Genomic DNA, 26,158 nt, shown 5'->3' on the forward strand with positions numbered 1-26,158 from the left:
CCGGTCTGATCGGCCATGCGTGGGACGAATGCCGTCGCCATGCCTTTTATCGCCAAGGAGCTACACATGCACATTTCCCGTCGCAGCGCCGCGTTCGCCCTGTCTTGCGGCATGCTCGCCAGCCTGCCCGCACTGGCCGCCGACGAGCCGCGCTACAACCAGGTATCGCTGCGCGCCGAAGTCAGCAAGGAAGTCGCCCGCGACCTGATGGTGGTCACGCTGTACAGCGAAGCGCAGAACACCGACCCGGGCAAGCTGGCCAAGCAGATCACCGACGTCATGAACAAGTCCGTGCAGCAGGCCCGGGATGTGAAGGACGTGAAGATCAGCCAGGGCAGCCGCAACAGCTACCCGATCTACGACACCAAGGGCCAGAAGATCACCGGCTGGCGCGAGCGCGCCGAACTGCGCCTGGAAAGCGCCGACTTCCCGGCCCTGTCAAAGCTCACCGGCGAGCTGCTGCAGGACCTGAAAATGGGCGGCATGGACTTCTCCATCGCCCCGTCCACCCGCAAGGCCAGCGAAGACGAACTGCTCAAGGATGCCGTGGCAGCGTTCAAGGCTCGCGCCCAATTGGCCACCGAGGCACTCGGCGGCAAGGGCTATAAAGTGGTCAGCCTGAACCTCAACAGCAGCGGCTACCCGCGCCCCTACATGCGCAGCGCACCGATGGCGATGATGGCCAAGGCCGCTGACGAAGCCGCGCCGGCACCGGATATCGAAGCCGGTACCAGCGAAGTGAGCATGAGCGCCGACGGCCTGATCGAAGTTCAGGTGCCCTGAACCCTACAAATGAATGGGCGTGGCGGCGTCAGCCGCCACGCCCATTCATTTACCCGCCCTGTAGGAGCCGGCTTGTCGGCGATCACCGGCAACGCCGGTGCCATCCCTCACCCATGTTGCATCGGCCGTGGAGGCCTCATCGCCGGCAAGTCGGCTCCTACAGTATTGTCAGACCCTTCCTACGCTCTATTCAGGAGCATCCGCCTGTCACCTAAAGTGCGAAACATGTTGAAAAATTCGCCTTTATCGCCTGCGCAAACGTTCAACATTCGGCAAAGTTATACGAATGCGACATCCATGTACGCTCGTACTACTTTTTTGACGCCAACCCTCCTGCTGAGTGTTGCATTGGGAACGGGGCCTGCATAAGTTTCCGCAGGTCGGCTCACGAGGCCACCTCTACTAAAAAATGACAACAATGAGGCCACCATGCTCAAACACGCAGTCATTCCGTTCCTGGTTGGCGCAGGCTTGCTAGCCGCCGCACCCTCCGTACTTGCAGCCTCCAACCTGGTGTTCTGCTCCGAAGGCAGCCCGGCCGGCTTCGACCCGGGGCAATACACCACCGGAACCGACTTCGACGCCTCCGCCGAAACCATCTTCAACCGCCTGACCCAGTTCGAGCGTGGCGGCACCAAGGTCATCCCGGGCCTGGCCACCAAGTGGGAAGTCTCCGACGACGGCAAGACCTACACCTTCCATCTGCGTGAAGGCGTGAAGTTCCACACCACCGAGTACTTCAAGCCCACCCGCGAGTTCGACGCCGACGACGTGCTGTTCACCTTCAACCGCATGCTCGACAAGAACCACCCGTTCCGTAAGGCCTACCCCACCGAATTCCCGTACTTCACCGACATGGGCATGGACAAGAACATTGCCCGCATCGAGAAAGTCGACCCGCACACCGTGCGCTTCACCCTCAACGAAGTGGACGCCGCGTTCATCCAGAACCTGGCCATGAGCTTCGCCTCTGTGCAGTCCGCCGAGTACGCCGACCAGTTGCTCAAGCAGGGCAAGGCCGCCGACATCAACCAGAAGCCGATCGGCACCGGCCCGTTCGTGTTCAGCAAGTACCAGAAAGACGCGCAGATCCGCTACAAGGGCAACAAGGACTACTGGCAGCCCGACGACGTGAAGATCGACAACCTGATCTTCGCCATCAGCACCGACGCCTCGGTGCGCATGCAAAAACTCAAGAAGAACGAGTGCCAGGTCACCCTGTTCCCGCGCCCGGCCGACATCGAGCCGCTGAAGAAAGACGCGAAGCTGCAAATGCCTGAACAGGCCGGCTTCAACCTGGGTTACATCGCCTACAACGTGATGGACAAGATCAAGGGCGAAAGCCAGCCCAACCCGCTGTCGCAGCTCAAGGTGCGTGAAGCCCTGGACATGGCGGTGAACAAGCAGCAGATCATCGAGTCGGTGTACCAGGGCGCCGGCCAACTGGCGGTCAACGCCATGCCGCCAACCCAATGGTCCTACGACACCACCATCAAGGACGCCAAGTACGACCCTGAAAAAGCCAAGCAGCTACTCAAGGAAGCCGGCATCAAGGAAGGCACCGAGATCACCCTGTGGGCCATGCCGGTACAACGCCCGTACAACCCCAACGCCAAGCTGATGGCTGAAATGCTGCAATCGGACTGGGCCAAGATCGGTATCAAGGCCAAGATCGTCAGCTACGAGTGGGGCGAGTACATCAAGCGCTCCAAGGGCGGCGAGCAAGGCGCCATGCTGATTGGCTGGAGCGGCGACAACGGTGACCCGGACAACTGGCTGGGCACCCTCTACGGCTGCGACGCGCTGGACGGCAACAACTTCTCCAAGTGGTGCTACAAACCCTACGACGACCTGATCAAGCAGGCCAAGGCCACCCCCGACCAGGCCAAGCGCACCGAGCTGTACAAGCAGGCGCAGCACATCCTCAAGGAGCAGGTGCCGATCACCCCGATCGCCCACTCCACCGTGTACCAGCCCATGAGCACTGCCGTGAAGGACTTCAAGATCAGCCCGTTCGGCTTGAACTCCTTCTACGGGGTCAGTGTGGCCAAGTAACGGCCACGGTCGCCCCGGCGCAAGGGTTTGCGCCGGGGCAGTCGACCGCCAGGGCGATATGTAGGGCGTTTCCCGCAGCGACATCGGAAATCTCTATCCCCCATATCAGCACCCACTAACTGGTTGCCGCTTTCTGACGCCTTTAACGTCAGGAACGCGACCTTGCAGCCGCATTTTGCCTGTCGCGGCCCGCAACGACACGGACAAAGGAACTGCCATGCGCCATACCACACTGTGCACTACCCTGATCGCCCTCGGCCTGCTGGGCCAGGCCTCGCTGAGCCAGGCCAGCAACCTGGTGTTCTGCTCCGAAGGCAGCCCGGCGGGCTTCGACACCGCCCAGTACACCTCGGCCACCGACAACGACGCCGCCGAACCCATCTACAACCGCCTGGTGGAATTCGAGCGCGGCGGCACCGCCGTGCAACCCGGCCTGGCCACCCGCTGGGAGGTGTCCGAAGACGGCCTGCGCTACACCTTCCACCTGCGCGAAGGGGTGAAGTTCCACGCCAACAAGGCCTTCAGCCCCAGCCGCGACTTCAACGCCGACGACGTGCTGTTCACCTTCAACCGCATGCTCGACAAGCAGCACCCGTTCCGCGTCGCCTACCCCACCGAGTTCCCCTACTTCGTCAGCATGGGCCTGGACAAGAACATCGCCCGCATCGAGAAAACCGGCCCGCTCACCGTAGTGTTCACCCTCAACACGGTCGACGCCGCGTTCATCCAGAACCTTGCCATGGCCTTCGCCTCGGTGTTGTCCGCCGAATACGCAGGGCACCTGCTGGCCAGCGGCAAGCCCAGCGACATCAACCAGCAGCCCATCGGCACCGGCCCGTTCGTGTTCCAGCGCTACCAGAAGGACTCGCAGATTCGCTACAAGGGCAACAAGGACTACTGGGCGCCCGAGCGGGTGAAAATCGACAACCTGGTGTTCTCGATCAACATCGACCCTTCGGTGCGTATCCAGAAACTGCGCCGCAACGAATGCCAGGTCACCCTGCACCCGCGCCCGGCCGACCTTGCCGCACTGCGCCAGGACAGCAAGCTGCAGGTGCTGCAGCAGCCCGGCTTCAACCTCGGCTACATCGCCTACAACACCCAGCACCCGCCGTTCGACCGCGTCGAAGTGCGCCAGGCCATGGACATGGCGGTGAACAAGCAGGCGATCATCCAGGCGGTTTACCAGGACTCGGGGCAGGCGGCGGTCAACGCCATGCCCCCCACCCAGTGGTCCTATGACGACAGCCTCAAGGACGCCCCGTACAACCCGGACAAGGCCAAACAGCTGCTGCAGCAGGCCGGAGTCAAGCCGGGCACCGAAGTCACCCTGTGGGCCATGCCGGTACAGCGCCCCTACAACCCCAACGCCAAGCTGATGGCCGAAATGCTCCAGGCCGACTGGAGCAAGCTCGGCTTCAAGGTACGCATCGTCAGCTACGAATGGGGCGAATACCTCAAGCGCATGAAAAGCGGCGAGCACGACATCGCCCTGATCGGCTGGACCGGCGACAACGGCGACCCGGACAACTGGCTGGGCACGCTGTACGGCTGCGACGCCATCGGCAGCAACAACTACTCGCTGTGGTGCGACCCGCAGTACGACGCGCTGGTGAAAAAAGCCAAGCAGGTCACCGACCGCGAACAACGCACCGCCCTCTACCAGCAGGCCCAGCAGCGGCTCAATCAGCAGGTGCCGATCACCCCGGTGGCGCACTCCACGGTCAACCAGCCGTTGAGCACCAAGGTTCAGGATTTCAAGGTCAGCCCGTTCGGCCGCAACGTGTTTTCCGAAGTGAGCGTCGACTGAAACTCCCATCGCGGGGCAAGCCCGCTCCCACGAGCCCGTTACAGGCTGCGTGTGAGCGGGCTTGCCCCGCGATCGAAGGCTTCCCGAATTTGCCCGGCGATCCCGCGCAAACCCTGGCAACACCCGTAGTACCGCACCACTCCCCAGGCCCACAAGGCACGGGGCATAACTAAAAGAATCAAAGGGAGCTTCAACCTTGAAACCGATGACAAAAACCGCGCTGGCCCTGGCCATTGGCGCATGCTGCACCCTCGCCCAGGCCGAAACGCAAAGCCAGGACTTCGTCCCGGTGACGCTAAAGGCCGGCAGCGAGCAGGCCGAAGCCAAAGGCTTCATCGACGGCCAGAGCCTGTCGGGCACCACCCGCAACTGGTACGCCCGCGAACGCGCCACCCGCGCGCCGCTGTGGAACTACACCAAGAGCGACGGCAGCCGCCACCCTACCCACAGCCGTGACAACTGGCTGCAGGGCACCATCCTCAACTACAGCTCGGGCTTCACCCAGGGCACCGTGGGCTTTGCCGTCGAGGCCGCCGCCTACAACGCCATCGCCCTCGAACAGGGCCGCGCCGCAGTCGCCGGCCCGAACAACCGCACCCTGACCCACAGCGACGGCGACGTGATCGGCCAGTGGAGCAAGATGGGCCTGGGCAACGTCAAGGCACGGGTGTCCAACACCACCCTGACTGTCGGCCGCCAGTCGGTGGACACCCCGATGATCGCCTATATCGGCAACCGCGCTTTGCCGTCGAGCTTCCAGGGTGCGTTCCTGCACAGCGCCGAGTTCGACAACCTGTCGTTCGACCTGGGCACCTTCGACCGCGTCTCGCCGCGTACCGAGCAGAGCCTGAGCAAATTCCGCAGCGAATACAGCGCCACGGGCGTGGAGACCGACCGCGCCAGCACCGCCGGCGTCAACTACCAGCCGCTCAAGAGCCTGACCACCAGCCTGTACGCCACCAAGGTGGACGACTTCTGGAACCAGTACTACTTCGGCGCCAACCACGTGCTGGGCGACAGCTCGGTGCTGAGCCTGACCACCGGCCTCAACTACTACAAGACCGTGGACGCCGGCAGCAAGAAGATGGGCGAGATCGACAACGACACCTACAGCCTGTCGCTCGGCCTCACCCACCAGGCCCACACCCTCAGCGCCTCGTGGCAGCAGGTCAACGGCAACGAATACTTCGACTACCTGCACGAAACCAACGGCATCTACCTGGCCAACTCGCTGCTGTCGGACTTCAACGGCCCGAACGAGAAATCCCTGCAGATCAGCTATGTGCTGAACATGGCGCCGTATGGCGTGCCGGGCCTCAAGTTCAACCTGTACAACGCCCGCGGCTGGGGCATCGACGGCACCCACTACAAGGGCACCGCCTACGACGTGCGCGGCATGGACGGCGAAACCCACTACGAGTGGGGCATCGGCACCAGCTACGCGGTACAGAGCGGCGCGCTGAAGGACACCACCGTGCGCGCCACCTACACCGCCCACCGCGCCAGCAAGGCCCAGGCCGACGGCAGCCTGGACGAGCTGCGCATCGTCACCACCATCCCCTTCAACATTCTCTGACCGTGAGTGCCAGGGCCCGCCTTGCTGCGGGCCCTGGCAGCTACGCTGGAACAATTACAGCAGGGAGGTTCCATGATTTCGCTACCGCTACGCGCCACCTTGGCGGCGATGTTGATAGGCGCGGCGTCGAACCTGGCGGCCAAGCCGCTGGTGGTGTGCACCGAGGCCAGCCCCGAGGGCTTCGACATCGTGCAGTACACCACTGCGGTTACCGCCGACGCCTCGGCCGAAACCGTCTTCAACCGCCTGGTCGACTTCAAGCCCGGCACCACCGATATCCAGCCGGCCCTGGCCGAGCGCTGGGACATCAGCCCCGACGGGCTGACCTACACCTTCCACCTGCGCGAGGGGGTGAAGTTCCACAGCACCGACTACTTCAAGCCCAGCCGCGACTTCAATGCCGACGACGTGCTGTGGAGCTTCAACCGCCAGCTGCGCCCCGACCACCCGTGGCACGACAAGACCAGCGTCGGCTACCCGTACTTCGACAGCATGGCGTTCAAGCAACTGCTCAAGTCGGTGGACAAGACCGACGCGCACACCGTGGTGATCACCCTGACCCGCCCCGAGGCGCCGTTCTTGCGTGACCTGGCCATGGCCTTCACCTCCATCTATTCGGCCGAGTACGCCGACCAGTTGCTCAAGGCCGGGAAAACCGCCGAGCTCAACAGCAAGCCGATCGGCACCGGGCCGTTCATCTTCCAGCGCTACAACAAGGACGCCCAGGTACGCTTCAAGGCCAACCCGGACTACTTCCGCGGCGCACCGCCCAGCGAAACCCTGGTGTTCGCCATCGCCACCGACAACAACGTGCGCCTGCAAAAGCTGCGCGCCAACGAGTGCCAGGTGGCGCTGTACCCAAAGCCTGACGACGTGCCGGAGATCAAGCAGGACGCAAAACTCAAGGTTGCCGAAATCGAGGCGCTGGTCACCGGCTACATCTCGATGAACACCGAGCACAAATACCTGAGCGACGTGCGCGTGCGTCGGGCGATCAACATGGCCTTCGACCGCCAGACCCACGTCGACCAGCTGTTCGGCAAGGGCAACGCGCTGGTGGCGGTAAACCCCTACCCGCCGACCATGATCGGCTACAACACCCACAACCAGAACCCGCCCCACGACCTGGCCAAGGCCCGCGCCCTGCTCAAGGAAGCCGGCGTACCGGAAGGCACGGTGATCACCCTGTTCACCCGCAACGGCGGCGGCCCGACCAACCCCAACCCGCGGCTGTCGGCTGAAATGCTGCAGGCCGACCTGGCAAAGATCGGTCTCAAGCTCGATATCCGCGTGATGGAATGGGCCGAGATGCTGCGCCGGGCGAAAAAGGGCGAGGCCGACCTGGTGTCTGCCGGCTGGGCTGGCGACAACGGCGACCCGGACAACTTCCTCACCCCCCTGCTCAGCTGCGATGCGGCAAAAACCGGGGAGAACTATTCACGCTGGTGCAACCCCAAGTTTCAGGAGCTGATCACCCGCGCCCGCGAAGTGATCGACAACGATGAACGCGCAAGGCTCTATAGCGAGGCCCTGGCGGTGTACGATGAGGACCAGCCCTGGATCAGCATGGCCCACCCGAAGATGTTCACCGCCATGCGCGAGAACGTGGAGGGTTATGTGATCAACCCGCTTACCAACAACAACTTCGCCACCACCAAGGTGAAGTAGAACAACAACGACCGCCGGCACCCCACACGGGCACCGGCGGCACCGCCGTACCACGGCTGATGAGGTAACCCCGACAATGTTGAGTTTTATTGCCCGGCGCCTGGGCCTGTTGATCCCGACCTTTTTCGGTATCACCCTGCTGACCTTCGCGCTCATACGCCTGATCCCCGGCGACCCGGTGGAAGTGATGATGGGCGAGCGCAGGGTCGACCCCGAAATGCACGCCCAGGCCATGGAGCGCCTGGGCCTGAACAAGCCCCTGCCCGCCCAGTACCTGGACTACGTCGGCAAGCTCGCCCAAGGCGACCTGGGTGAGTCGCTGCGCACCCGCGAGAGCGTGTGGAACGAGTTCCTCACGCTGTTCCCGGCAACCCTGGAGCTGGCGTTCTGCGCGCTGCTCTTTGCCGGGGTCTTCGGCCTGCTGGCCGGGGTGATCGCCGCGCTCAAGCGCGGCTCGCTGTTCGACCACGGGGTAATGGGCATCTCGTTGGCCGGTTACTCCATGCCGATCTTCTGGTGGGGCCTGATCCTCATCATGTTCTTCTCGGTGAGCCTGGGCTGGACCCCGGTGTCCGGGCGCATCGACCTGCTTTACGACATCGAGCCGAAGACCGGCTTCATGCTCATCGACACCCTGCTCAGCGATGAAGAAGGCGCGTTCAAGGATGCGGTGATGCACCTGATCCTGCCCTCCATCGTGCTGGGCACCATCCCGCTGGCGGTGATCGCCCGCATGACCCGCTCCTCGATGCTCGAAGTGCTGCGCGAGGACTACATCCGCACCGCCCGCGCCAAGGGCCTGTCGCCGGCCCGCGTGGTGTTCGTGCACGGCCTGCGCAATGCATTGATCCCGGTGCTGACCGTATTCGGCCTGCAGGTCGGCACGCTGCTGGCCGGCGCCGTGCTCACCGAAACCATCTTTTCCTGGCCGGGCATCGGCAAATGGCTGATCGAAGCCATCGGCGCCCGTGACTACCCCGTGGTGCAGAACGGCATCCTGTTGATCGCCTGCCTGGTGATCCTGGTCAACTTCGTCGTGGATATTCTCTACGGCCTGGCCAACCCACGCATCCGTCATCAGCGCTGAGGATCAAGCCATGACTAGCCCGATTCCAAAATCCGTCACCCCGCCCGCCGCGGTCGACCACAGCCTGCTCTACCCCTCGCCGTACAAGGAGTTCTGGCAGGCCTTCGCGCGCAACAAGGGCGCGGTGGCCGGCCTTGCCTTCATGCTGCTGGTGATCTTCTGTGCCCTGTTCGCCCCGTGGGTAGCCCCCCACGACCCCAGCGAGCAGTACCGCGACTTCCTGCTCACGCCACCTGTGTGGCTTGAAGGCGGCACCTGGCAGTTCATCCTCGGTACCGACGAGCTCGGCCGCGACCTGCTCTCGCGGCTGATCCAGGGCGCGCGCCTGTCGCTGCTGATCGGCTTGTCGTCGGTGGTGATGTCGCTGATCCCCGGCATCCTGCTGGGGCTGTTCGCCGGCTTCTTCCCGCGCCTGCTGGGCCCCTCGATCATGCGCCTGATGGACGTGATGCTGGCCCTGCCCTCGCTGCTGCTGGCGGTGGCCATCGTCGCCATCCTCGGCCCAGGCCTGATCAACACCGTGATCGCCATCGCCATCGTCTCGCTGCCGTCTTACGTGCGCCTGACCCGCGCCGCGGTGATGGGCGAGCTGAACCGCGACTACGTCACCGCCGCGCGCCTGGCCGGTGCCGGCCTGCCACGGCTGATGTTCGTCACCGTGCTGCCCAACTGCATGGCACCGCTGATCGTGCAGGCCACCTTGAGCTTCTCCTCGGCGATTCTCGACGCCGCCGCCCTGGGCTTTCTCGGCCTCGGCGTACAACCGCCAACCCCTGAGTGGGGCACCATGCTGGCCTCGGCCCGCGACTACATCGAGCGCGCCTGGTGGGTGGTGAGCCTGCCCGGCCTGACCATTTTGCTCAGTGTGCTGGCAATCAACCTGATGGGCGACGGCCTGCGCGACGCGCTGGACCCGAAACTCAAGAACGCCGCCTGAGGAGACCGCCATGTCACTGTTGCAGATCAACAACCTGAACGTGCGCTTCGGCGACGCCAATGCAGTACCCGTGGTGGACGGCCTGGAGCTGTCGGTGGACGCCGGCGAGATCCTCGCCATCGTCGGCGAGTCCGGCTCGGGCAAGTCGGTCACCATGATGGCCCTGATGGGCCTGATCGACGCCCCCGGGCGCATCACCGCCGATGTGCTCAACTTCGACGGCACCGACATGCTCAAGCTCAGCGGCCGCCAGCGGCGCAAGGTGGTGGGCAAGGACATCGCCATGGTCTTCCAGGACCCGATGACCGCCCTCAACCCCAGCTACACGGTCGGCTTCCAGATCGAGGAAGTGCTGCGCCAGCACCTTGGCCTGAAGGGCAAGGCTGCGCGCCAACGTGCCCTTGAGCTACTGAAAAAGGTCGAGATCCCGGCCGCCGAAAGCCGCCTGGATGCTTACCCGCATCAGTTGTCCGGCGGCATGAGCCAGCGGGTGGCCATCGCCATGGCAATTGCCGGCGAGCCCAAGCTGCTGATTGCCGACGAACCCACCACCGCGCTGGACGTGACCATCCAGGCGCAGATCATGGAGCTTTTGGTCAACCTGCAGAAGGAGCGCAACATGGCGCTCATTCTCATCACCCACGACCTGGCCGTGGTGGCCGAAACCGCCAGGCGCGTGTGCGTGATGTACGCCGGCCAAGCGGTCGAGGTGGGGCAGGTACCGGAGCTGTTCGACGTCCCCGCCCACCCCTACAGCGAAGCGCTGCTGGCGGCCATCCCCGAGCACAGCATCGGCGCCGAGCGCCTGGCCACCCTGCCCGGCATCGTCCCCGGCCGCTACGACCGCCCGCAAGGCTGCCTGCTGTCGCCGCGTTGCCCGTACGTGCAGGACAACTGCCGGCACCAGCGCCCGGCCCTCGATCCCCAGGCCCACAGCCTGGTGCGTTGCTTCTATCCGCTCAACCAGGAGGTGGCGTGATGGCCGTCGTTCTATCAGCCCGTGAGCTGACCCGTCATTACGAAGTGTCCCGTGGCCTGTTCAAGGGCCACGCCCTGGTGCGCGCGCTGAACGGCGTGTCGTTCGAACTGGAGGCCGGCAAGACCCTGGCCGTGGTCGGCGAGTCCGGCTGCGGCAAGTCCACCCTGGCCCGCGCCCTGACGCTGATCGAAGAGCCCTCGTCCGGCTCGCTGCAAATTGCCGGGCAGGAGGTGAACGGTGCTGGCAAGGCCGAGCGCAAGCAGCTGCGCCGCGACGTGCAGATGGTGTTCCAGAGCCCCTACGCCTCGCTCAACCCGCGGCAGAAGATCGGCGATCAACTGGCCGAACCGTTGCTGATCAATACCTCGTTGAGCAAGGCCGAACGCCGCGAGAAAGTGCAGAAGATGATGGAGCAGGTGGGCCTACGCCCCGAGCACTACCAGCGCTACCCGCACATGTTCTCCGGCGGCCAGCGCCAGCGCATCGCCCTGGCCCGGGCGATGATGCTGCAACCCAAGGTGCTGGTGGCGGACGAGCCGACTTCGGCGCTGGACGTGTCGATCCAGGCCCAGGTGCTGAACCTGTTCATGGACCTGCAAAAGGAGTTCAACACCGCCTACGTGTTCATCTCGCACAACCTGGCAGTGGTGCGCCATGTGGCCGACCAGGTGCTGGTGATGTACCTGGGCCGGCCGGCGGAGATGGGGCCGAAGGAGGATATCTACGACAAGCCGCTGCACCCGTACACCCAGGCGCTGCTTTCGGCGACCCCGGCGATCCACCCGGACCCGCTGAAACCCAAGATCCGCATTGCCGGTGAACTGCCCAACCCGCTCAACCCGCCGGATGGCTGCGCGTTTCACAAGCGTTGCCCGCATGCGACAGAGCGTTGCGCCAAGGAAGTGCCGGCGTTGCGGCAGGTGAGTACCCGGCAGGTGGCTTGCCACTATGCCGAGCAGTTTCTTTAGCCTTTAGATGGCTGGGGCTGCTTCGCAGCCCTTTCCGACCGGTCCGGCGCCCCGGCAAGGCCGCTCCTACAGGGGTATGCGTTTCCCTGTAGGAGCGGCCTTGCCGGGGCGCCGGACCGGTCGGAAAGGGCCGCAAAGCGGCCCCGGGGATCTCAATGCATAAAGAACCAGATCAGGATGATCACCGGAATCGGCACCCCAATCATCCACAGCAGTATCGAGCGCATGGCGTTTCTCCTTGTTGTTTGCCTGACCCTGATCGCTGCACTGCCCATGCCATTTGTGTCAAAAAATGACACCCATGAAAATCAACGGGTTGGAAAAACCAGGCCATGCAAAACGCGGGATTGGCCTCGACCGCGCAGGGTGTTTTGCAATGCAGGGGACCTGCCAGGGCCCTATCGCCGGCAAGCCGGCTCCTACAGGGATTGCGCCTGACCTGAACGCTGCGCTCCGTTGCCCCATCTTGCCTGCGCGCCCAAGCCCAAGGCACTATCCCCCCATGACCTCGACCACCCTCCCCGACGGCCCCGGGCAAACCCCGCTCACCGCCGACACCGTCATGCGCTACCACCTGTGCTGGAAGCATCGCGACCTGGACGGGGTGATCGCGCTCTACCACCCCGAGGTGCAATACCACGACTTCTTTCAAGACCGCGTACTCGGCTTCGACGAGCTGCGCGACTACGTGCGCGCCTGCCTGCCCCATGAGGCCGGCGAGGACATCGTGCACAGCGACCGCATCCGTGTCGACGGCTGCACCGCGTTCATCCAGTACCAGGTCACGGTGCAAGGCGGCGACGGGCTGGTGGCGTTCCAGTCCAGCGAAGCCATCACGGTGAAGGACGGGCTGATCTGGCGGGTCAACGAATACGCCACCCTGGTGCGCCAGGGCGGCAAGGCCAACCAAAACAGCGGCCTGCGCCCGGCCACCAGCCGCCTGGGGCTGTCGCCGCGCCAGCTTTCGACCATGGCTCAGGACCTGGAGCACTACTTTCACAACCGCCGCCCCTACCTGGACCCGGAGCTGGACCTGCAACAGGTGGCCGACGAAAGCGGTTACAGCCGCAACCAGATCTCCTACCTGCTCAACCAGGTGCTGGGGCAAAGCTTCTACCGCTACGTCAACCAGGCGCGCCTGCAGCACCTGATGGCCAACCTGAACGACGAGCGCGTCGAGGCCACCATCGACGAGCTGGCGTTCAACGCCGGTTTCAACTCGCTGTCGGCCTTCTACAAGGCGTTCCGCGAACACACCGGGGTCACCCCCAAGGCCTACCTGAAACAGAATTCCCTGCGTGCACGCACGTAGGACAGCCAGCGCCACACTTCACTAGGATCGCCCACAGACCCAGCCGGATGTGGAGCCCGACCCGATGCAACCCCTGCGCACGATCAGCCTGTGGATGGACCAGCTCGACGAGCCGCTGTGCGCGCGCCCGGCACTGCGCCAGGACCTCGACCTCGACGTGTGCATCATCGGCGCCGGCTACACCGGCCTGTGGACCGCCTACTACCTAAAGCGCCAGGCCCCGCAGCTGAACATCGCGCTGATCGAGGCCAACATCGCAGGTTTCGGCGCCTCGGGGCGCAACGGCGGCTGGCTGATGGGCAACCTGCTGGGCGAAGACCGCCTGCTGGCCAGCCTGTCACCCCAACAACGACGGGCCAGCATCGACCTGCTGCAAGGCACCCCCGACGAAGTGCACGGCGTGCTGCAACGCGAAGGCATCGACTGCGACTACCGCAAGGGCGGCGTGCTGTATTGCGCGGCGCGCTACCCGGAGCAGGAACGCAGCCTGCGCGCCTGGCTGGACGACCTGTACCGCCAGGGCTTCAGCGAAGCCGACTACCACTGGCTGCGCCCCGAGCAGCTGGATGCACAGCTGCGCATCAGCAACCCCTATGGCGCGATCTTCAGCCCGCACACCGCCACCCTCCAGCCGGCCAAGCTGGTGCGCGGCCTGGCACGGGCGGTCGAGGCCATGGGCGTGCCAATCTACGAAAACACCCCGGCCCTCGACTGGCAGACCGGCGAGGTGCGCACGCCGCTGGCGCGCATTCGCAGCCACTGGGTGGTACCGGCCGTGGAAGGCTATGCCGCCAGCCTGCCGCCATTGGGGCGCCACCAATTGCCGGTGCAAAGCCTGCTGGTGGCCACCGAGCCGCTGCCCGACTCCACCTGGGAGCAGATCGGCCTGAGCCAGGGCCAGGCGTTCAGCGAAAACAGCCGCCAGGTCACCTACGGCCAGCGCAGCGCCGACAACCGCCTGGTATTCGGCGCCCGTGGCGGCTACCGCTTCGGCGGCCGGCTGCGGGAGAACTTCAACCTCGAAGAACACGAGATCGAGCTGCGCCGCTACCTGTTCGGCGAGCTGTTCCCGCAGCTCAAGCACGTGCGCATCACCCACTCCTGGGGCGGCAACCTCGGCATGGCCCGGCGCTTTAGCCCGCACATGCTCTGCGACCGCCAGCGCGGCATCGCCCTGGCCGGCGGCTATGGCGGCGAAGGCGTGGGCGCCACCAACCTGGGCGGGCGCACCCTGGCCGCCTTGATTCTCGGCCAGCACAACGAACTGACCGCCCAGCCCTGGGTACTCGACAACCGCCCGGTTGCGAGCCTGGCCAGCTGGCCGCCCGAGCCGGCCCGCTGGCTGGGCTACAACGCCATCATCCAGAGCTTCGTCCACGAGGACCGGACCCTCGCCAACCCCGCCAGCGCGCCCTGGAGGCGGCGCCTGGCCAGCTCGCTTGCGGACTTCATGGAAGGCTTCATGCACTGACTTCCCCTCACTACACAGGACCCACCGGTCATGCGCATCACCCAGTTCAAACACACCGACAGCGTCACGCTGGACAGCTCCAACCCCGTCGCCGTGCCCCTTGGCGAGCCGGTCGCGGTCACCTCGGTGACCTGCGTCGAGCGCAGCGACGGCGTCGAGACCGGCATCTGGGAATGCACCCCCGGGCGCTGGCGCCGGCAGATCGTGCAACAGGAGTTCTGCCACTTCATCAAGGGCCGCTGCACCTTCACCCCCGACGGTGGCGAAACCCTGTTCATAGAAGCCGGAGACGCCCTGATGCTACCGGCCAACAGCACCGGCACCTGGGACATCCAGGAAACCGTGCGCAAGACCTATGTACTGATTTTCTGATCCGCTGATCGCCTGCCTTCGATAACAACAGACAAAGCAAGGTACCCCGACATGCGCACCCTCGTTCTCGCCCCCCTGATGCTGGCCGCCAGCATCGCCAGCGCCGCCGACTCGGTGAAGATCTACAACTGGTCCAGCTACGTCGCCCCCGATACCTTGAAGAACTTCCAGCAAGCCACCGGCATAGTGCCGACCTACGACGTATACGACAGCAACGAGACCCTCGACGGCAAACTGATGACCGGTAACTCCGGCTACGACGTGGTGTTTCCCTCCAACCACTTCATGGCCCGGCAGATCCAGGGCAAGGCGCTGAAGAAGCTCGACAAGTCGCAGTTGCCCAACTGGAAGAACCTCAACCCGGTGCTGCTCAAGGCGCTGGAGGTGAACGACCCGGGCAACCAGTACGGCTTCCCCTACCTGTGGGGCAGCACCGGCATTGGCTACAACATCGACAAGGTCAAGGCAGTACTGGGCGACAACGCGCCGGTGGACTCCTGGGACCTGATCTTCAAGCCCGAGTACATGAGCAAGCTGAAAAGCTGCGGCGTGGCAGTGCTGGACAACGGCCCGGAGTTACTGCCAATCGCCCTGCACTACCTCGGTTTGCCGCACCACAGCCAGAACCCGGCCGACTACGACAAGGCCAAGGACCTGCTGATGAAGGTGCGCCCGTACATCAGCTACTTCCACTCATCCAAGTACACCGGCGACCTGGCCAACGGTGATATCTGCGTGGTGGTGGGCTTCTCAGGGGATGTGCTGCAGGCAAAGAACCGCGCTGAAGAGGCGAAGAACGGGGTGAAGGTGGGCTATTCGATACCCAGGGAAGGTGCGCCGATGTGGTTCGACATGGTGGCCATGCCGGCCGATGCGCCGAACGAGAAGGCCGGCTACGCCTACATGAACTACCTGCTGCAGCCTGAGGTGATGGCGGGCATCAGCAACTTCGTGCAGTACGCCAACGGCAACCAGGCGGCGGACGCCAAGGTGGAGCCGGCGCTGAAGGCCAACAGCATGATCTACCCGGCAGCGGAGGTGATGGACAAGCTGTATGCGCTGGAGGCGATGCCGGCGAAGATCGACCGTATCAGGACGCGGATCTGGACCAGTATCAAGGCAGGGAATTGAGCTCAGGCATTACACCCTTCCTGTAGGAGCGGCCTTGTGTCGCGATGGGCTGCGGAGCAGCCCCAAGATGTTGGCATCATGCGGATTGCCGGGGCTGCTTTGCAGCCCATCGCGACACAAGGCCGCTCCTACAGGGACCACGCAAGCCGAAAGGTCGGTGGTCTCCCATAGGATTAGATACAGCTGATATCAGTGATGCTCGCGAGTAGCGCGGAACTTCACATCCGGCCAGCGCTCTTCCATCAGCGACAGGTTGACCCGGGTCGGGGCCAGGTAGGTCAGGTGACCGCCACCGTCGATGGCCAGGTTTTCCATGGCCTTGGTCTGGAATTCCTCGAGCTTCTTCTTGTCGTCGCAGGTGATCCAGCGCGCCGACCACACGGTGATCGGCTCGTAGGCGCACTCCACCTTGTATTCTTCCTTCAAGCGGCTGGCGACCACGTCGAACTGCAGCACACCGACCGCACCCAGGATGATGTCGTTGCTGCGCTCGGGGAAGAACACCTGGGTGGCGCCTTCTTCGGCCAACTGCTGCAGGCCCTGGCGCAGTTGCTTGGATTTCAGCGGGTCCTTCAGGCGCACGCGGCGGAACAGCTCCGGGGCGAAGTGCGGAATACCGGTGAAGCCCAGCGCCTCGCCTTCGGTGAAGGTGTCGCCGATCTGGATGGTGCCGTGGTTGTGCAAACCGATGATATCGCCGGCGTAGGCCTCTTCGAGCTGCTCGCGCTCGGACGAGAAGAAGGTCAGCGCGTCGCCGATGCGCAGGTCCTTGCCGGTGCGCACGTGGCGCATCTTCATGCCCTTTTCGTACTTGCCCGAGCAAATGCGCATGAAGGCGATACGGTCACGGTGTTTCGGGTCCATGTTCGCCTGGATCTTGAACACGAAGCCTGTGAACTTTTCTTCGACCGGCTCCACGGTACGCTCGTGGGCGACCCGCGCCAGCGGGCGTGGCGCCCAGTCGACGACGGCGTCGAGCACATGGTCGACACCGAAGTTGCCAAGCGCGGTACCGAAGAACACAGGCGTGAGCTGGCCGTTGATGAACTCATCCTGGTCGAACTCGTGGCAGGCGCCCTGCACCAGTTCCAGTTGCTCGAGGAAGCGCTCGTACTCATCGCCCAAGTGCGCACGGGCTTCATCGGAGTCGAGCTTCTCGATGATCTTCGCCTCGGTACGCTCGTGGCCGTGGCCCGGGGTGTAGACGATGATGTAGTCGCCAGCCAGGTGATACACGCCCTTGAAGTCGCGGTAGCAACCGATCGGCCAGGTGATCGGCGCGGCCTTGATCTTCAGTACCGCTTCGATTTCGTCGAGCAGTTCGATCGGGTCGCGGATATCACGGTCGAGTTTGTTGATGAAGCTGACGATGGGCGTGTCGCGCAGGCGGCACACATCCATCAGGGCGATGGTACGCGGCTCTACACCCTTACCGCCGTCCAGCACCATCAGCGCCGAGTCCACCGCGGTCAGGGTGCGGTAGGTGTCTTCGGAGAAGTCTTCGTGGCCGGGGGTGTCGAGCAGGTTGATCATGTGCTCGCGGTACGGGAACTGCATCACCGAGGTGGTGATGGAGATGCCGCGCTGCTTCTCCATTTCCATCCAGTCGGAGGTGGCGTGGCGGTCGGACTTGCGCGACTTCACGGTACCCGCGACGGAGATCGCCTTGCCCATCAGCAAGAGCTTCTCGGTGATGGTGGTCTTACCGGCGTCGGGGTGGGAAATAATTGCGAAAGTGCGGCGCTTCGCGACTTCGGCGGCCTGGTTGGTCATGGGAAATCGCCTGACTGGGGATCGAAAAGGGGCAGTATCATACCCGAAGTTGGGCAATGACCAAAATCTGCTGAACCAGTGGTACCTGTTCCGGCCTCTTCGCGGGCAAGCCCGCTCCTACAGGCATCACACCTCGTTTGAAACCTGTGCAGTACCTGTGGGAGCGGGCTTGCCCGCGAAAGGGCCGGCACTGGCGAATATAAAATTCACGAACAATCGCTTTATCACGACAAAAGGCCACAACGCAGTTACTTCAACGCCTGCGTCGAATTATTTCACTTTTTTTTCTCGACAAATTTCAGCTTACCCAGTGATTAACACTGGCCAAATGCCGCATCAGATGGGAACCTTTACGCCCACGGAGACGTCCACTCCCCTGCAACCCGCTTCGGTTGGGGAATGGTTTCACCAGCATTTTCGGGCCCGACGGGGTTCGGCTCATGGCCTGATCGCAGCCAACGGTTGCCTCACGCTGCTACTCGCGAACACACCACCCGCCGCCAGCATTGGCCGGCTTCAAAGAAGTGTGCTCGCCGACAACACAAGGAGTCCGCCTGTGGCTACACGCTACGGTAAAGGGCTGTTGGGATGCGCCACCGTGCTCGTCATCCTGGCCCTGCTGATCCACTGGATCGGCACAGACACGATCGCGCGTTACCGCGACGATCTTGGGTTCTACCTGCAAGCGCACCTGGTACTGGTGCTGGCTTCGATGGCGGCGGCGCTGGCCGTGGGCATCCCCGCCGGCATTGCCCTGAGTCGACCACACCGGGTCGACAAAGCCGAGCGCTTCATGCAGTTCTTCAACGTTGGCAACACCATCCCCCCCCTGGCCGTTCTGGCCATTGCCCTGAGCATTCTGGGCATCGGCGCAGGCCCCGCGATCTTCGCGCTGTTCCTCGCCTCCCTGCTGCCCATCGTGCGCAACACCTACGAGGGCCTGAAAAACGTCCCCGCCTCGCTCAAGGAAGCCGCCACCGGCATCGGCATGACCCCGCGCCAGCAACTCTGGCAGGTGGAGCTGCCCAACGCCGTGCCGATCATCGTCGGCGGGGTGCGCGTGGCGCTGGCATTGAATGTGGGCACCGCACCCCTGGCGTTTCTGATCGGCGCCAACAGCCTGGGCAGCCTGATCTTCCCCGGCATCGCCCTGAACAACCAGCCACAGCTTTTGCTGGGCGCCGCCTGCACGGCGCTGCTGGCCTTGGTGCTGGATGCCCTGGTGAGCTTCTCCAGCAAGCGCTGGCTGGAACGCGGCCTGGCCGGATAACAAGAGGGAACCCATGAAAAAGACAATCGCCTTGCTGCTGGGCGCGGCCCTGCTATGCGCAGGTTTTGCCCAGGCAGCTGAAAAACCCCTGGTGCGCATCGGCGCTCGGGTGTTCACCGAGCAGACCGTGCTCGCCGAAATCACTGCCCAGTACCTGCGTGCCAACGGCTTCGATGTGCGCGTGACCACAGGCCTTGGCAGCAACATCGCCCGCCAGGCCCAGGAAACCGGCCAGCTCGATCTGATGTGGGAATACACCGGCGTGTCGCTGGTGTCCTACAACCACGTCGAGGAGCGCATGCCCAGCGCCGCCGCCACCTACGCCCGGGTCAAGGAACTGGATGCAAAAAAAGACCTGATCTGGCTGACCCCGTCGAAGTTCAGCAACACCTACGCCCTGGGGCTGCCGCGCGAGGTGGCCGAGGCCTACCCGCAGATCAACTCGATCAGCGACCTCAACCAGGTGCTGCGTGAGGAAAGCCAACGCAACCACCTGGTGGCGCTGGACACCGAGTTCGCCAACCGTCCGGACGGCCTGGTGGGCCTCAAGCAGATGTACGACCTGCAGGTCGGCCGGCCGAACATCCGCCAGATGGACGCAGGCCTGGTGTACACCGCCATGCACAACAACCAGGTGTTCGCAGGCCTGGTCTACACCACCGACGGGCGCCTCAGCGCGTTCAAGCTCAAGCTGCTCGAAGACGACAAGCACTACTTCCCCGACTACACCGCCGCCCCCGTGGTGCGCAAAGCGGTGCTCGACGCCAACCCGCAACTGGTCGGCCTGCTCAAGCCGCTCGCCGAACAGCTCGATGACGAGACCATGCGCCAGCTCAACGCCAAGGTCGATGTCGAACACCAGAACCCCACCGCCGTGGCCGCTGCATTTTTGCGCGAACACCCGCTGAAGGAGGTACAGCCATGAGCCTGCTCGACACCTTCGCCCACCTCGACTGGGCCCAGGTTGTGCAACTGACCTGGCAACACATCATGCTGGTGGGCATCGCCGTCAGCCTGGCGATTCTGGTCGGCGTGCCGCTGGGCATCCTGATGACCCGCTTCCCGGCCGTCGCCGGCCCCCTGCAGGCCAGCGCCACGGTGCTGCTGACCATCCCGTCGATTGCCCTGTTCGGCCTGCTGCTGCCGTTCTACAGCAAGTTCGGCCAGGGCCTTGGCCCGCTGCCGGCGATCACGGCGGTATTCCTTTATTCGCTGCTGCCGATTTTGCGCAACACCTACCTGGCCCTTACCAACGTCGAGCCCGGTATCCGTGAAGCGGCGCGCGGTATCGGCATGACCTTCGGCCAGCGCCTGCGCATGGTCGAGCTGCCCATCGCGGTGCCGGTGATCCTCGCCGGCGTGCGCACCGCCGTGGTGATGAACATCGGCGTGATGACCATCGCCGCCACCATTGGCGCCGGCGGCCTGGGCGTGCTCATTCTTACCTCCATCAGCCGCAGCGACATGTCGATGCTGCTGGTCGGCGCCGTGCTGGTGAGCCTTTTGGCCATCATCGCCGACCTGCTGCTGCAAACCCTGCAACGTGCCCTGACTCCAGAAGGACTGCGCTCATGATCGAACTGAAGAACCTCAGCAAGACCTTCAACGTCAACGGCAAGGACGTCAAAGCCGTCGACTCGGTAAGCCTGACCGTCAACGAAGGCGAAATCTGCGTGTTCCTCGGCCCCTCGGGCTGCGGCAAGAGCACCACCCTGAAGATGATCAACCGCCTGATCACCCCCACCAGCGGCCAGGTGTTCATCAACGGCGAAGACACCAGCGCACTCGATGAAGTGACCCTGCGCCGGCACATTGGCTACGTGATCCAGCAGATCGGCCTGTTCCCCAACATGACCATCGAGGAGAACATCACCGTGGTGCCGCGCCTGCTGGGCTGGGACAAGCAAAAGTGCCACGACCGCGCCCGCGAGCTGATGCACATGATCAAGCTCGAGCCCAAGCAGTACCTGCAGCGCTACCCGCGCGAGCTGTCCGGTGGCCAGCAGCAGCGCATCGGGGTGATCCGCGCCCTGGCGGCCGAGGCACCGGTGCTGCTGATGGACGAGCCGTTCGGTGCGGTCGACCCGATCAACCGCGAGATGATCCAGAACGAATTCTTCGAAATGCAGCGGGCGCTGAACAAGACCGTGATCATGGTCAGCCACGACATCGACGAGGCGATCAAGCTGGGCGACAAGATCGCCATCTTCCGCGCAGGCCGGCTGCTGCAGCTGGACCACCCGGACACCCTGCTGGCGCACCCGGTGGACGACTTCGTCAGCAATTTCGTTGGCCAGGACAGCACCCTCAAGCGCCTGCTGCTGGTGCGTGCCGAGGACGCCGCAGACAACGCGCCGTCGGTAAGCCCCGAGACGCCAGTGGCCGATGCCCTGGAACTGCTCGACGAGCACGACCGCCGCTACGTGGTGGTGACCGACGGGCAGAACAAGGCACTGGGTTATGTGCGCCGGCGTGACATGCACCGCCAGCAAGGCAGTTGCGCGGACTTCCTGCGCCCGTTCAACGCCACGGCGTCCCACGACGAGCATTTGCGCATCCTGCTGTCGCGCATGTACGAGTTCAACCGCGCGTGGTTGCCGGTGCTGGATGCCGAGCAGGTGTTCCTGGGCGAGGTGACCCAGGAATCGATTGCTGCGTACCTGAGTTCGGGGCGCTCGCGCGGGGCCAAGACCAGCATCGTGTCGCCGGCCGAGGCTGTGGCCTCCTGACCCAACGCCGGGGGCGCGTTGCGCCCCATCGCGACACAAGGCCGCTCACCACAGGTATTGCATCAGCCTCCCGGCCTGCGCATGACCTGTGGGAGCAACTGTCTTGTGCTGCCTGTTCCGGCCTCATCGCCGGCAAGCCGGCTCCTACAGGTACGGTACCAACCTGAAGCTCATGCAATCCCTGTGGTGAGCGGCCTTGTGTCGCGATGGGCCGCAAAGCGGCCCCGGCGATCTGCAATCAGAACCCTACACTGGCCTGCACATAGAAGGTCCGCGGCTCACCCACATAAATGCCGGCGTTGTTGTCGCTCGAGCGGGTGAAGTACTGCTTGTCGAACAGGTTCTTCACCCCCGCCGCCAGCTTCAGGTTGGACAACTGCGGCCCGAAGTCATAACCACCGCGGGCATGCCAGGTGACGTACCCGGGAATATCACCATACTGCCCGTCGGCACTCGGCTCGGTGATGTAGTCGCCGGTGAACGCCCCGCTGCTGGTCACCCCGGTACCCGGCGCGCGCTGCTTCGACTGGGCGTAGGCATCCAGGTTCCAGGTCCAGTGGTTGACCTGGTAACGCACCCCGGCAGTGGCCACCTGGCGCGAATAGAACGGCAGGTCGCGGCCCTTGAAGCCCGGGATGTCCCCTTCATAGGTGGCACGGGTATAGGTGTACCCGGCATTCACCGACAGCCCGCTCAGGCGCGGGTCCAGGCCGGCCAGGTCATAGCGCGCCGAAGCCTCGATGCCCTGGTGCTTGGTCGCCCCCAGGTTGGTCCAACCCACGTCGTTGCTGATGTACTGCAGCTCATCGTCGAAGTCGATGTAGAACGCCGTCAGCTCACCGGCAAAGCCGCCATCGTCATAGCGTGTGCCCACCTCGTAAGTCTTGGCTTTCTCGGGTTCCAGGCCGTTGGCGGTGCTGTCGCCATTGCCGCCCTGGCCCAGCTGGAAGTACTGCAGGCTGCCGAACGAGGTCTCGTAGTTGGCGAACAGCTTCCAGGCATCGGACAGGTGGTACATCACGCTGAGCGCCGGCAGCGGCTCGTTGCTGGTGATGCTGCGGTTCTTCTCCACCACCGGTGCACCGTTGGCGCCCAGTACCGGGCGGTCGCGCCAGTCGGTGTTGATGTGCTCGAAGCGAATGCCCGGGGTGATGGTCCAGTTGCCCACGTCGATCTTGTCGTCGATGTAGTAGGCGCTGGCCTCGGTACCGCCGCTGCGGTCCTGGAACACGTGGCCGTCGGAGCCCGGGATGGGCGTGGGCACGTTGTCCACCAGGCCCAGGCGGGTGGACTGCTCGCGCATGGCCTCTTTCAGGTAGCGGTAGCCGACACTGACCTCCTGGGTGGTGGGGCCGGCGAAGAACACCCGCGACAGGCGCGGCTCGATGGCGAAGGTGTGATAGTTGCGCGGGTATGACGACAGGGTCTTCATGTCACGGGCAGCAATGGCGCTACCACGAAAGCTGTCGGTGTAGTACGTGAGCACTTCAAGCTGGGTGGCGTCGTCCAGCTGGCGCTGCCACTTGAACGACACGTCCTTGCGCCGCCCGGCGAAGTAGTCGTAATCACGCAGCGACTGGTAGGGGCTGCTGTCGTACTGGGCCTGGGTCAGGCCGCCGGGCATGTCGGCACGGCCGTCGTAATAATGGAAGTTGAGCCAGAACTCGTCGACATCGGTGGGCGCCCAGTGGGTCTTGAGGATCACATCATCGATGTCGTTGCCGTTGTTGCTCTCGCGGTAGCCGTTGCCGTTGACCCCGGTGTACAGCAGCGCCACGCCCATGCCGTTGTCGGCGGTGCCGCCGACGAAGGCCGATTCGGTGTGCTTCCAGCCACCGTAGCGGGAAGTTTCAAGGGTGGTGCCAAGCTCTGCAGAAGCCTTCTCGGGGATGGCCCGGGTGACGAAGTTGATCACCCCGCCGACGTTCTGCGGCCCATAGCGCACGGAACCGGCCCCGCGCACCACATCGATGCTGTCGAGGTTGCCCGAAGAGATCGGCGCCATCGACAGCTGCGGCTGGCCATAGGGGGCGAACGCTGCCGGGATGCCGTCGATCAGCACCGTCGAGCGCGGCGACAGGCGCGAGGTCAGGCCGCGCACGCCGACGTTCAGCGACAGGTCGCTGCCGCCGGTGCCGTTGGAGTCCTGCACCTGCACCCCAGGGATGCCACGCAGCACGTCACGCACGTTCATCGCCCCCTGCTCGACCATCGCCTCGCGGCGCACCACGGTGCGCGCGCCGGGGTGGTTCTGCACCACGCTCTGCTGGGCATCCCCCAGCCAGTCGCCGACCACCTTCACGTCGGTCGGCGCCAGCTCCAGGCTGCCGGTAGTAAAGGTACCGGCAGGTTGCGCAGGCTTGACCACCACGGTGTCGGCAGATTGCTCGAAGGTCAGCCCGCTGCCCTGCAGCAACTGTTGCAGGGCCTGCTCCGGGGCCAGGTTGCCAGACACCGCCGGCGCCTGCTTGCCGGCCACCAACTCGGGGCTGAAGAACAGTTGCAGCTGGGTTTGCTGGCCCAGTTGCTTCAAGGCCGACGCCAGCGGCTGGGCCTGGATCTGGATGCTGTCGGCGTAGCTGTTGGCGGCTGCGGCACTGACCGCCAGGGCCAGCGCCAGGCGGCGCAGGGTATGAAGGGGCTTGTTGTTGTTCACGTCTTCGATAAATCCTGAAAGGTCGGGATAAACGCCAACCGCATGCAAATGTAAATGCTTGGCAGTTGCAGCTGGCGGGGAAGACGAACGGGCGAAAAAAAACCTGAATCTATTTTGCAATTATTTCGCTGGAGCCATCGGCGTGCTGCTTCACGGCCACCGGCAGGATGCTCGGCAAGGCACGCAACAGAGCGTCCGGGTCGTCGGTGCTGAAGGTGCTCGACAGGCGCAGGTTGGCGACCTTGCCCGGTGCCACTCGCAGTGGCTGGGCGCGGTAGCGCGACACTTCGGCCACCACTTCGCTGAGCGGGACGTTGTCGAACACCAGCTTGCCCTGGCGCCAGGCGGTCAAGGCGCCGGCATCCACGGCGTAGGCCGGGGCCACCTGGCCATGGGCGTCGATGTGCGAGCCTTGCCCTGCGCCCAGCTGCGCCAGCGACGCGCCCGCACCCTGCACCCGCACCGAGCCCTGCTCCACCGCAACGCGGGTACTGGCCGCATCCTGGCGCACATCGAAACGGGTACCGGTGACGGTCACCTGGCCCTGGGCGGTGCCGACCACGAACGGCCGGGCGCTGTCGTGGGCGACAACGAACATCGCCTCACCCTGGTTCAGTTGCACGTGGCGTTGCCCCGGCGAAAACTCGACGCTCAGGCGCGTGGCGCTGTTCAGCTCCAGGTGCGAGCCGTCGGGCAGCTCGAAGGTGCGCCGCTCGCCCATGGCGGTTTGCAGCACCGCGTGATGGTTGAGCCGCTGGTACTGCCAACCCGTCCACCCCAACCCCAAGGCCGCCAGCGCTACCCCGGCGGCCAGGGCCTGGCGCAGCACGCGGCGGCGCGGCAACTGGCGCACAGGCTCGGCGCGGCACAGGGCTTCGAGGCGTTGTCGGGGGATGAAGTCGGCAGCACGCCACAGCTCCACCAGCCGCTGGTACTCCTCACGGTGTTGCGGCGCCTGGGCCAGCCAGTGCTCCAGTTCAGCGCGCAGCGGCGCATCGCCCGGCGCGTCCTGAACCCGGGCAAACCAGGCGGCTGCCTGCTCGCCCACCGGCTGCGCAAGCTGCTGTTTCATCGATCGGGTCTCCTGACTCATCCGGCCACATCCAGATGCTCACGCAGGTGGCGGAGCGTGCGGATCATATACTTTTCGACCATGTTCTTGCTCAGGCCCATGCGCTCGGCGATCTCGGCCTGGGTCAGGCCCTCGAGCTTCTGCCAGATGAACACCTGGCGGCAGTTCAGCGGAAGCAGAGCCAACGCCCGCTCGACGCTGTCGGCCAGCTCCAGGGCGTGCACGTAGGCTTCGGGGTCGCTGCCGGCGCCTGCCCCTTCATCGAACGCCTCCAGCGCCAGGGCCTGGCGGCGGTCTTCGCGGCGATAGCCGTCCACCGCAATGTTGCGCGCGGTCTGGTGCAGGTAGGCACGCGGCTGCTCGACCTGCTCGCGCGGGTTTTCCAGCACGCGCACGAACGCATCGTGGGTGAGGTCCTCGGCCTGCTGACGACTGCGCAGCTTGCGCGTCCAGGTGCCGATCAGCTCGTGGTAGTGGTCGAAGAAGCCTTTGTGTCCAGACACGGTCAG

The 26,158-nt window shown here is 64.4% G+C and carries 21 protein-coding genes; 17 read left to right on the forward strand and 4 right to left on the reverse strand.

Annotated elements, in window-relative coordinates; all coding sequences use genetic code 11:
* Positions 1–66 precede the first annotated feature (66 nt).
* From KSS94_RS22100 to KSS94_RS22160, 13 genes are all read left to right on the forward strand, one after another.
* On the forward strand, positions 67–783 hold the full coding sequence (locus tag KSS94_RS22100; protein WP_217840183.1) for an SIMPL domain-containing protein: 717 nt from the start codon (positions 67–69) through the stop codon (positions 781–783).
* Positions 784–1,212: 429 nt separating this feature from the next.
* Positions 1,213–2,838, forward strand: a complete 1,626-nt coding sequence (locus KSS94_RS22105) for an ABC transporter substrate-binding protein (RefSeq protein WP_217840184.1) — start codon at positions 1,213–1,215, stop codon at positions 2,836–2,838.
* Positions 2,839–3,055: 217 nt separating this feature from the next.
* Positions 3,056–4,648 carry an ABC transporter substrate-binding protein gene (locus tag KSS94_RS22110; protein ID WP_217840185.1) on the forward strand — a complete coding sequence of 531 codons (1,593 nt, stop codon included), beginning with the start codon at positions 3,056–3,058 and terminating at the stop codon, positions 4,646–4,648.
* Positions 4,649–4,853: 205 nt separating this feature from the next.
* On the forward strand, positions 4,854–6,224 hold the full coding sequence (locus KSS94_RS22115) for an OprD family porin (protein WP_437180023.1): 1,371 nt from the start codon (positions 4,854–4,856) through the stop codon (positions 6,222–6,224).
* A gap of 72 nt (positions 6,225–6,296) precedes the next feature.
* On the forward strand, positions 6,297–7,892 hold the full coding sequence (locus tag KSS94_RS22120) for an ABC transporter substrate-binding protein (protein ID WP_217840187.1): 1,596 nt from the start codon (positions 6,297–6,299) through the stop codon (positions 7,890–7,892).
* Positions 7,893–7,968: 76 nt separating this feature from the next.
* The gene (locus KSS94_RS22125) at positions 7,969–8,979 is read left to right on the forward strand and encodes an ABC transporter permease subunit (RefSeq protein ID WP_217840188.1); all 1,011 of its coding nucleotides are present in this window, start codon (positions 7,969–7,971) and stop codon (positions 8,977–8,979) included.
* 10 nt (positions 8,980–8,989) lie between these two features.
* Complete coding sequence (locus KSS94_RS22130) at positions 8,990–9,916, forward strand: ABC transporter permease subunit (RefSeq protein ID WP_217840189.1); 927 nt, start codon at positions 8,990–8,992, stop codon at positions 9,914–9,916.
* A gap of 10 nt (positions 9,917–9,926) precedes the next feature.
* Positions 9,927–10,895, forward strand: a complete 969-nt coding sequence (locus KSS94_RS22135) for an ABC transporter ATP-binding protein (protein ID WP_217840190.1) — start codon at positions 9,927–9,929, stop codon at positions 10,893–10,895.
* On the forward strand, positions 10,895–11,863 hold the full coding sequence (locus tag KSS94_RS22140) for a peptide ABC transporter ATP-binding protein (RefSeq protein WP_217840191.1): 969 nt from the start codon (positions 10,895–10,897) through the stop codon (positions 11,861–11,863). Before KSS94_RS22135 ends, KSS94_RS22140 begins: the two co-directional genes overlap by 1 nt.
* Before the next feature lie 502 nt (positions 11,864–12,365).
* Positions 12,366–13,175: a helix-turn-helix domain-containing protein gene (locus KSS94_RS22145; protein ID WP_217840192.1), complete on the forward strand. Its 810-nt coding sequence runs from the start codon at positions 12,366–12,368 to the stop codon at positions 13,173–13,175.
* A 64-nt stretch (positions 13,176–13,239) separates the two neighbouring features.
* The gene (locus KSS94_RS22150) at positions 13,240–14,646 is read left to right on the forward strand and encodes an NAD(P)/FAD-dependent oxidoreductase (protein WP_217840193.1); all 1,407 of its coding nucleotides are present in this window, start codon (positions 13,240–13,242) and stop codon (positions 14,644–14,646) included.
* A gap of 30 nt (positions 14,647–14,676) precedes the next feature.
* Positions 14,677–15,018: a cupin domain-containing protein gene (locus KSS94_RS22155; RefSeq protein ID WP_217840194.1), complete on the forward strand. Its 342-nt coding sequence runs from the start codon at positions 14,677–14,679 to the stop codon at positions 15,016–15,018.
* A gap of 51 nt (positions 15,019–15,069) precedes the next feature.
* Entirely contained in the window at positions 15,070–16,149 is a 1,080-nt protein-coding gene (locus KSS94_RS22160; RefSeq protein ID WP_217840195.1) for a polyamine ABC transporter substrate-binding protein, read from the forward strand.
* 189 nt (positions 16,150–16,338) lie between these two features.
* Here KSS94_RS22160 and KSS94_RS22165 read toward each other — a convergent pair whose 3' ends face one another.
* Positions 16,339–17,922: a peptide chain release factor 3 gene (locus KSS94_RS22165; RefSeq protein WP_217840196.1), complete on the reverse strand. Its 1,584-nt coding sequence runs from the start codon at positions 17,920–17,922 to the stop codon at positions 16,339–16,341.
* Positions 17,923–18,478: 556 nt separating this feature from the next.
* Here KSS94_RS22165 and KSS94_RS22170 point away from each other — a divergent pair.
* Genes KSS94_RS22170 through KSS94_RS22185 form a run of 4 tightly spaced genes read left to right on the forward strand, consistent with a single transcriptional unit; the run spans position 18,479 to position 21,921 of the window.
* The gene (locus tag KSS94_RS22170) at positions 18,479–19,192 is read left to right on the forward strand and encodes an ABC transporter permease (RefSeq protein WP_217840197.1); all 714 of its coding nucleotides are present in this window, start codon (positions 18,479–18,481) and stop codon (positions 19,190–19,192) included.
* Between the two features lie 13 nt (positions 19,193–19,205).
* Positions 19,206–20,117 (forward strand): glycine betaine ABC transporter substrate-binding protein, encoded by a 912-nt coding sequence (locus tag KSS94_RS22175; RefSeq protein ID WP_217840198.1) that lies wholly within the window; start codon positions 19,206–19,208, stop codon positions 20,115–20,117.
* Positions 20,114–20,767, forward strand: a complete 654-nt coding sequence (locus tag KSS94_RS22180; RefSeq protein ID WP_217840199.1) for an ABC transporter permease — start codon at positions 20,114–20,116, stop codon at positions 20,765–20,767. The genes KSS94_RS22175 and KSS94_RS22180 overlap by 4 nt, the downstream gene beginning before the upstream one ends.
* Entirely contained in the window at positions 20,764–21,921 is a 1,158-nt protein-coding gene (locus tag KSS94_RS22185) for an osmoprotectant ABC transporter ATP-binding protein OsmV (RefSeq protein ID WP_217840200.1), read from the forward strand. The genes KSS94_RS22180 and KSS94_RS22185 overlap by 4 nt, the downstream gene beginning before the upstream one ends.
* Positions 21,922–22,159: 238 nt before the next feature.
* On the opposite strand, the gene KSS94_RS22190 is transcribed toward KSS94_RS22185, so the two are convergent.
* The 3 genes from KSS94_RS22190 to KSS94_RS22200 all read right to left on the reverse strand — a co-directional run bounded on the left by KSS94_RS22190 (position 22,160) and on the right by KSS94_RS22200 (position 26,152).
* On the reverse strand, positions 22,160–24,577 hold the full coding sequence (locus tag KSS94_RS22190; RefSeq protein WP_217840201.1) for a TonB-dependent siderophore receptor: 2,418 nt from the start codon (positions 24,575–24,577) through the stop codon (positions 22,160–22,162).
* A 109-nt stretch (positions 24,578–24,686) separates the two neighbouring features.
* Entirely contained in the window at positions 24,687–25,649 is a 963-nt protein-coding gene (locus KSS94_RS22195) for a FecR family protein (RefSeq protein ID WP_217840202.1), read from the reverse strand.
* A gap of 17 nt (positions 25,650–25,666) precedes the next feature.
* Positions 25,667–26,152, reverse strand: a complete 486-nt coding sequence (locus KSS94_RS22200; RefSeq protein ID WP_217840203.1) for a sigma-70 family RNA polymerase sigma factor — start codon at positions 26,150–26,152, stop codon at positions 25,667–25,669.
* Positions 26,153–26,158 lie beyond the last annotated feature (6 nt).

The organism is Pseudomonas fakonensis (assembly GCF_019139895.1).
In the GTDB taxonomy this organism is placed as follows: domain Bacteria; phylum Pseudomonadota; class Gammaproteobacteria; order Pseudomonadales; family Pseudomonadaceae; genus Aquipseudomonas; species Aquipseudomonas fakonensis.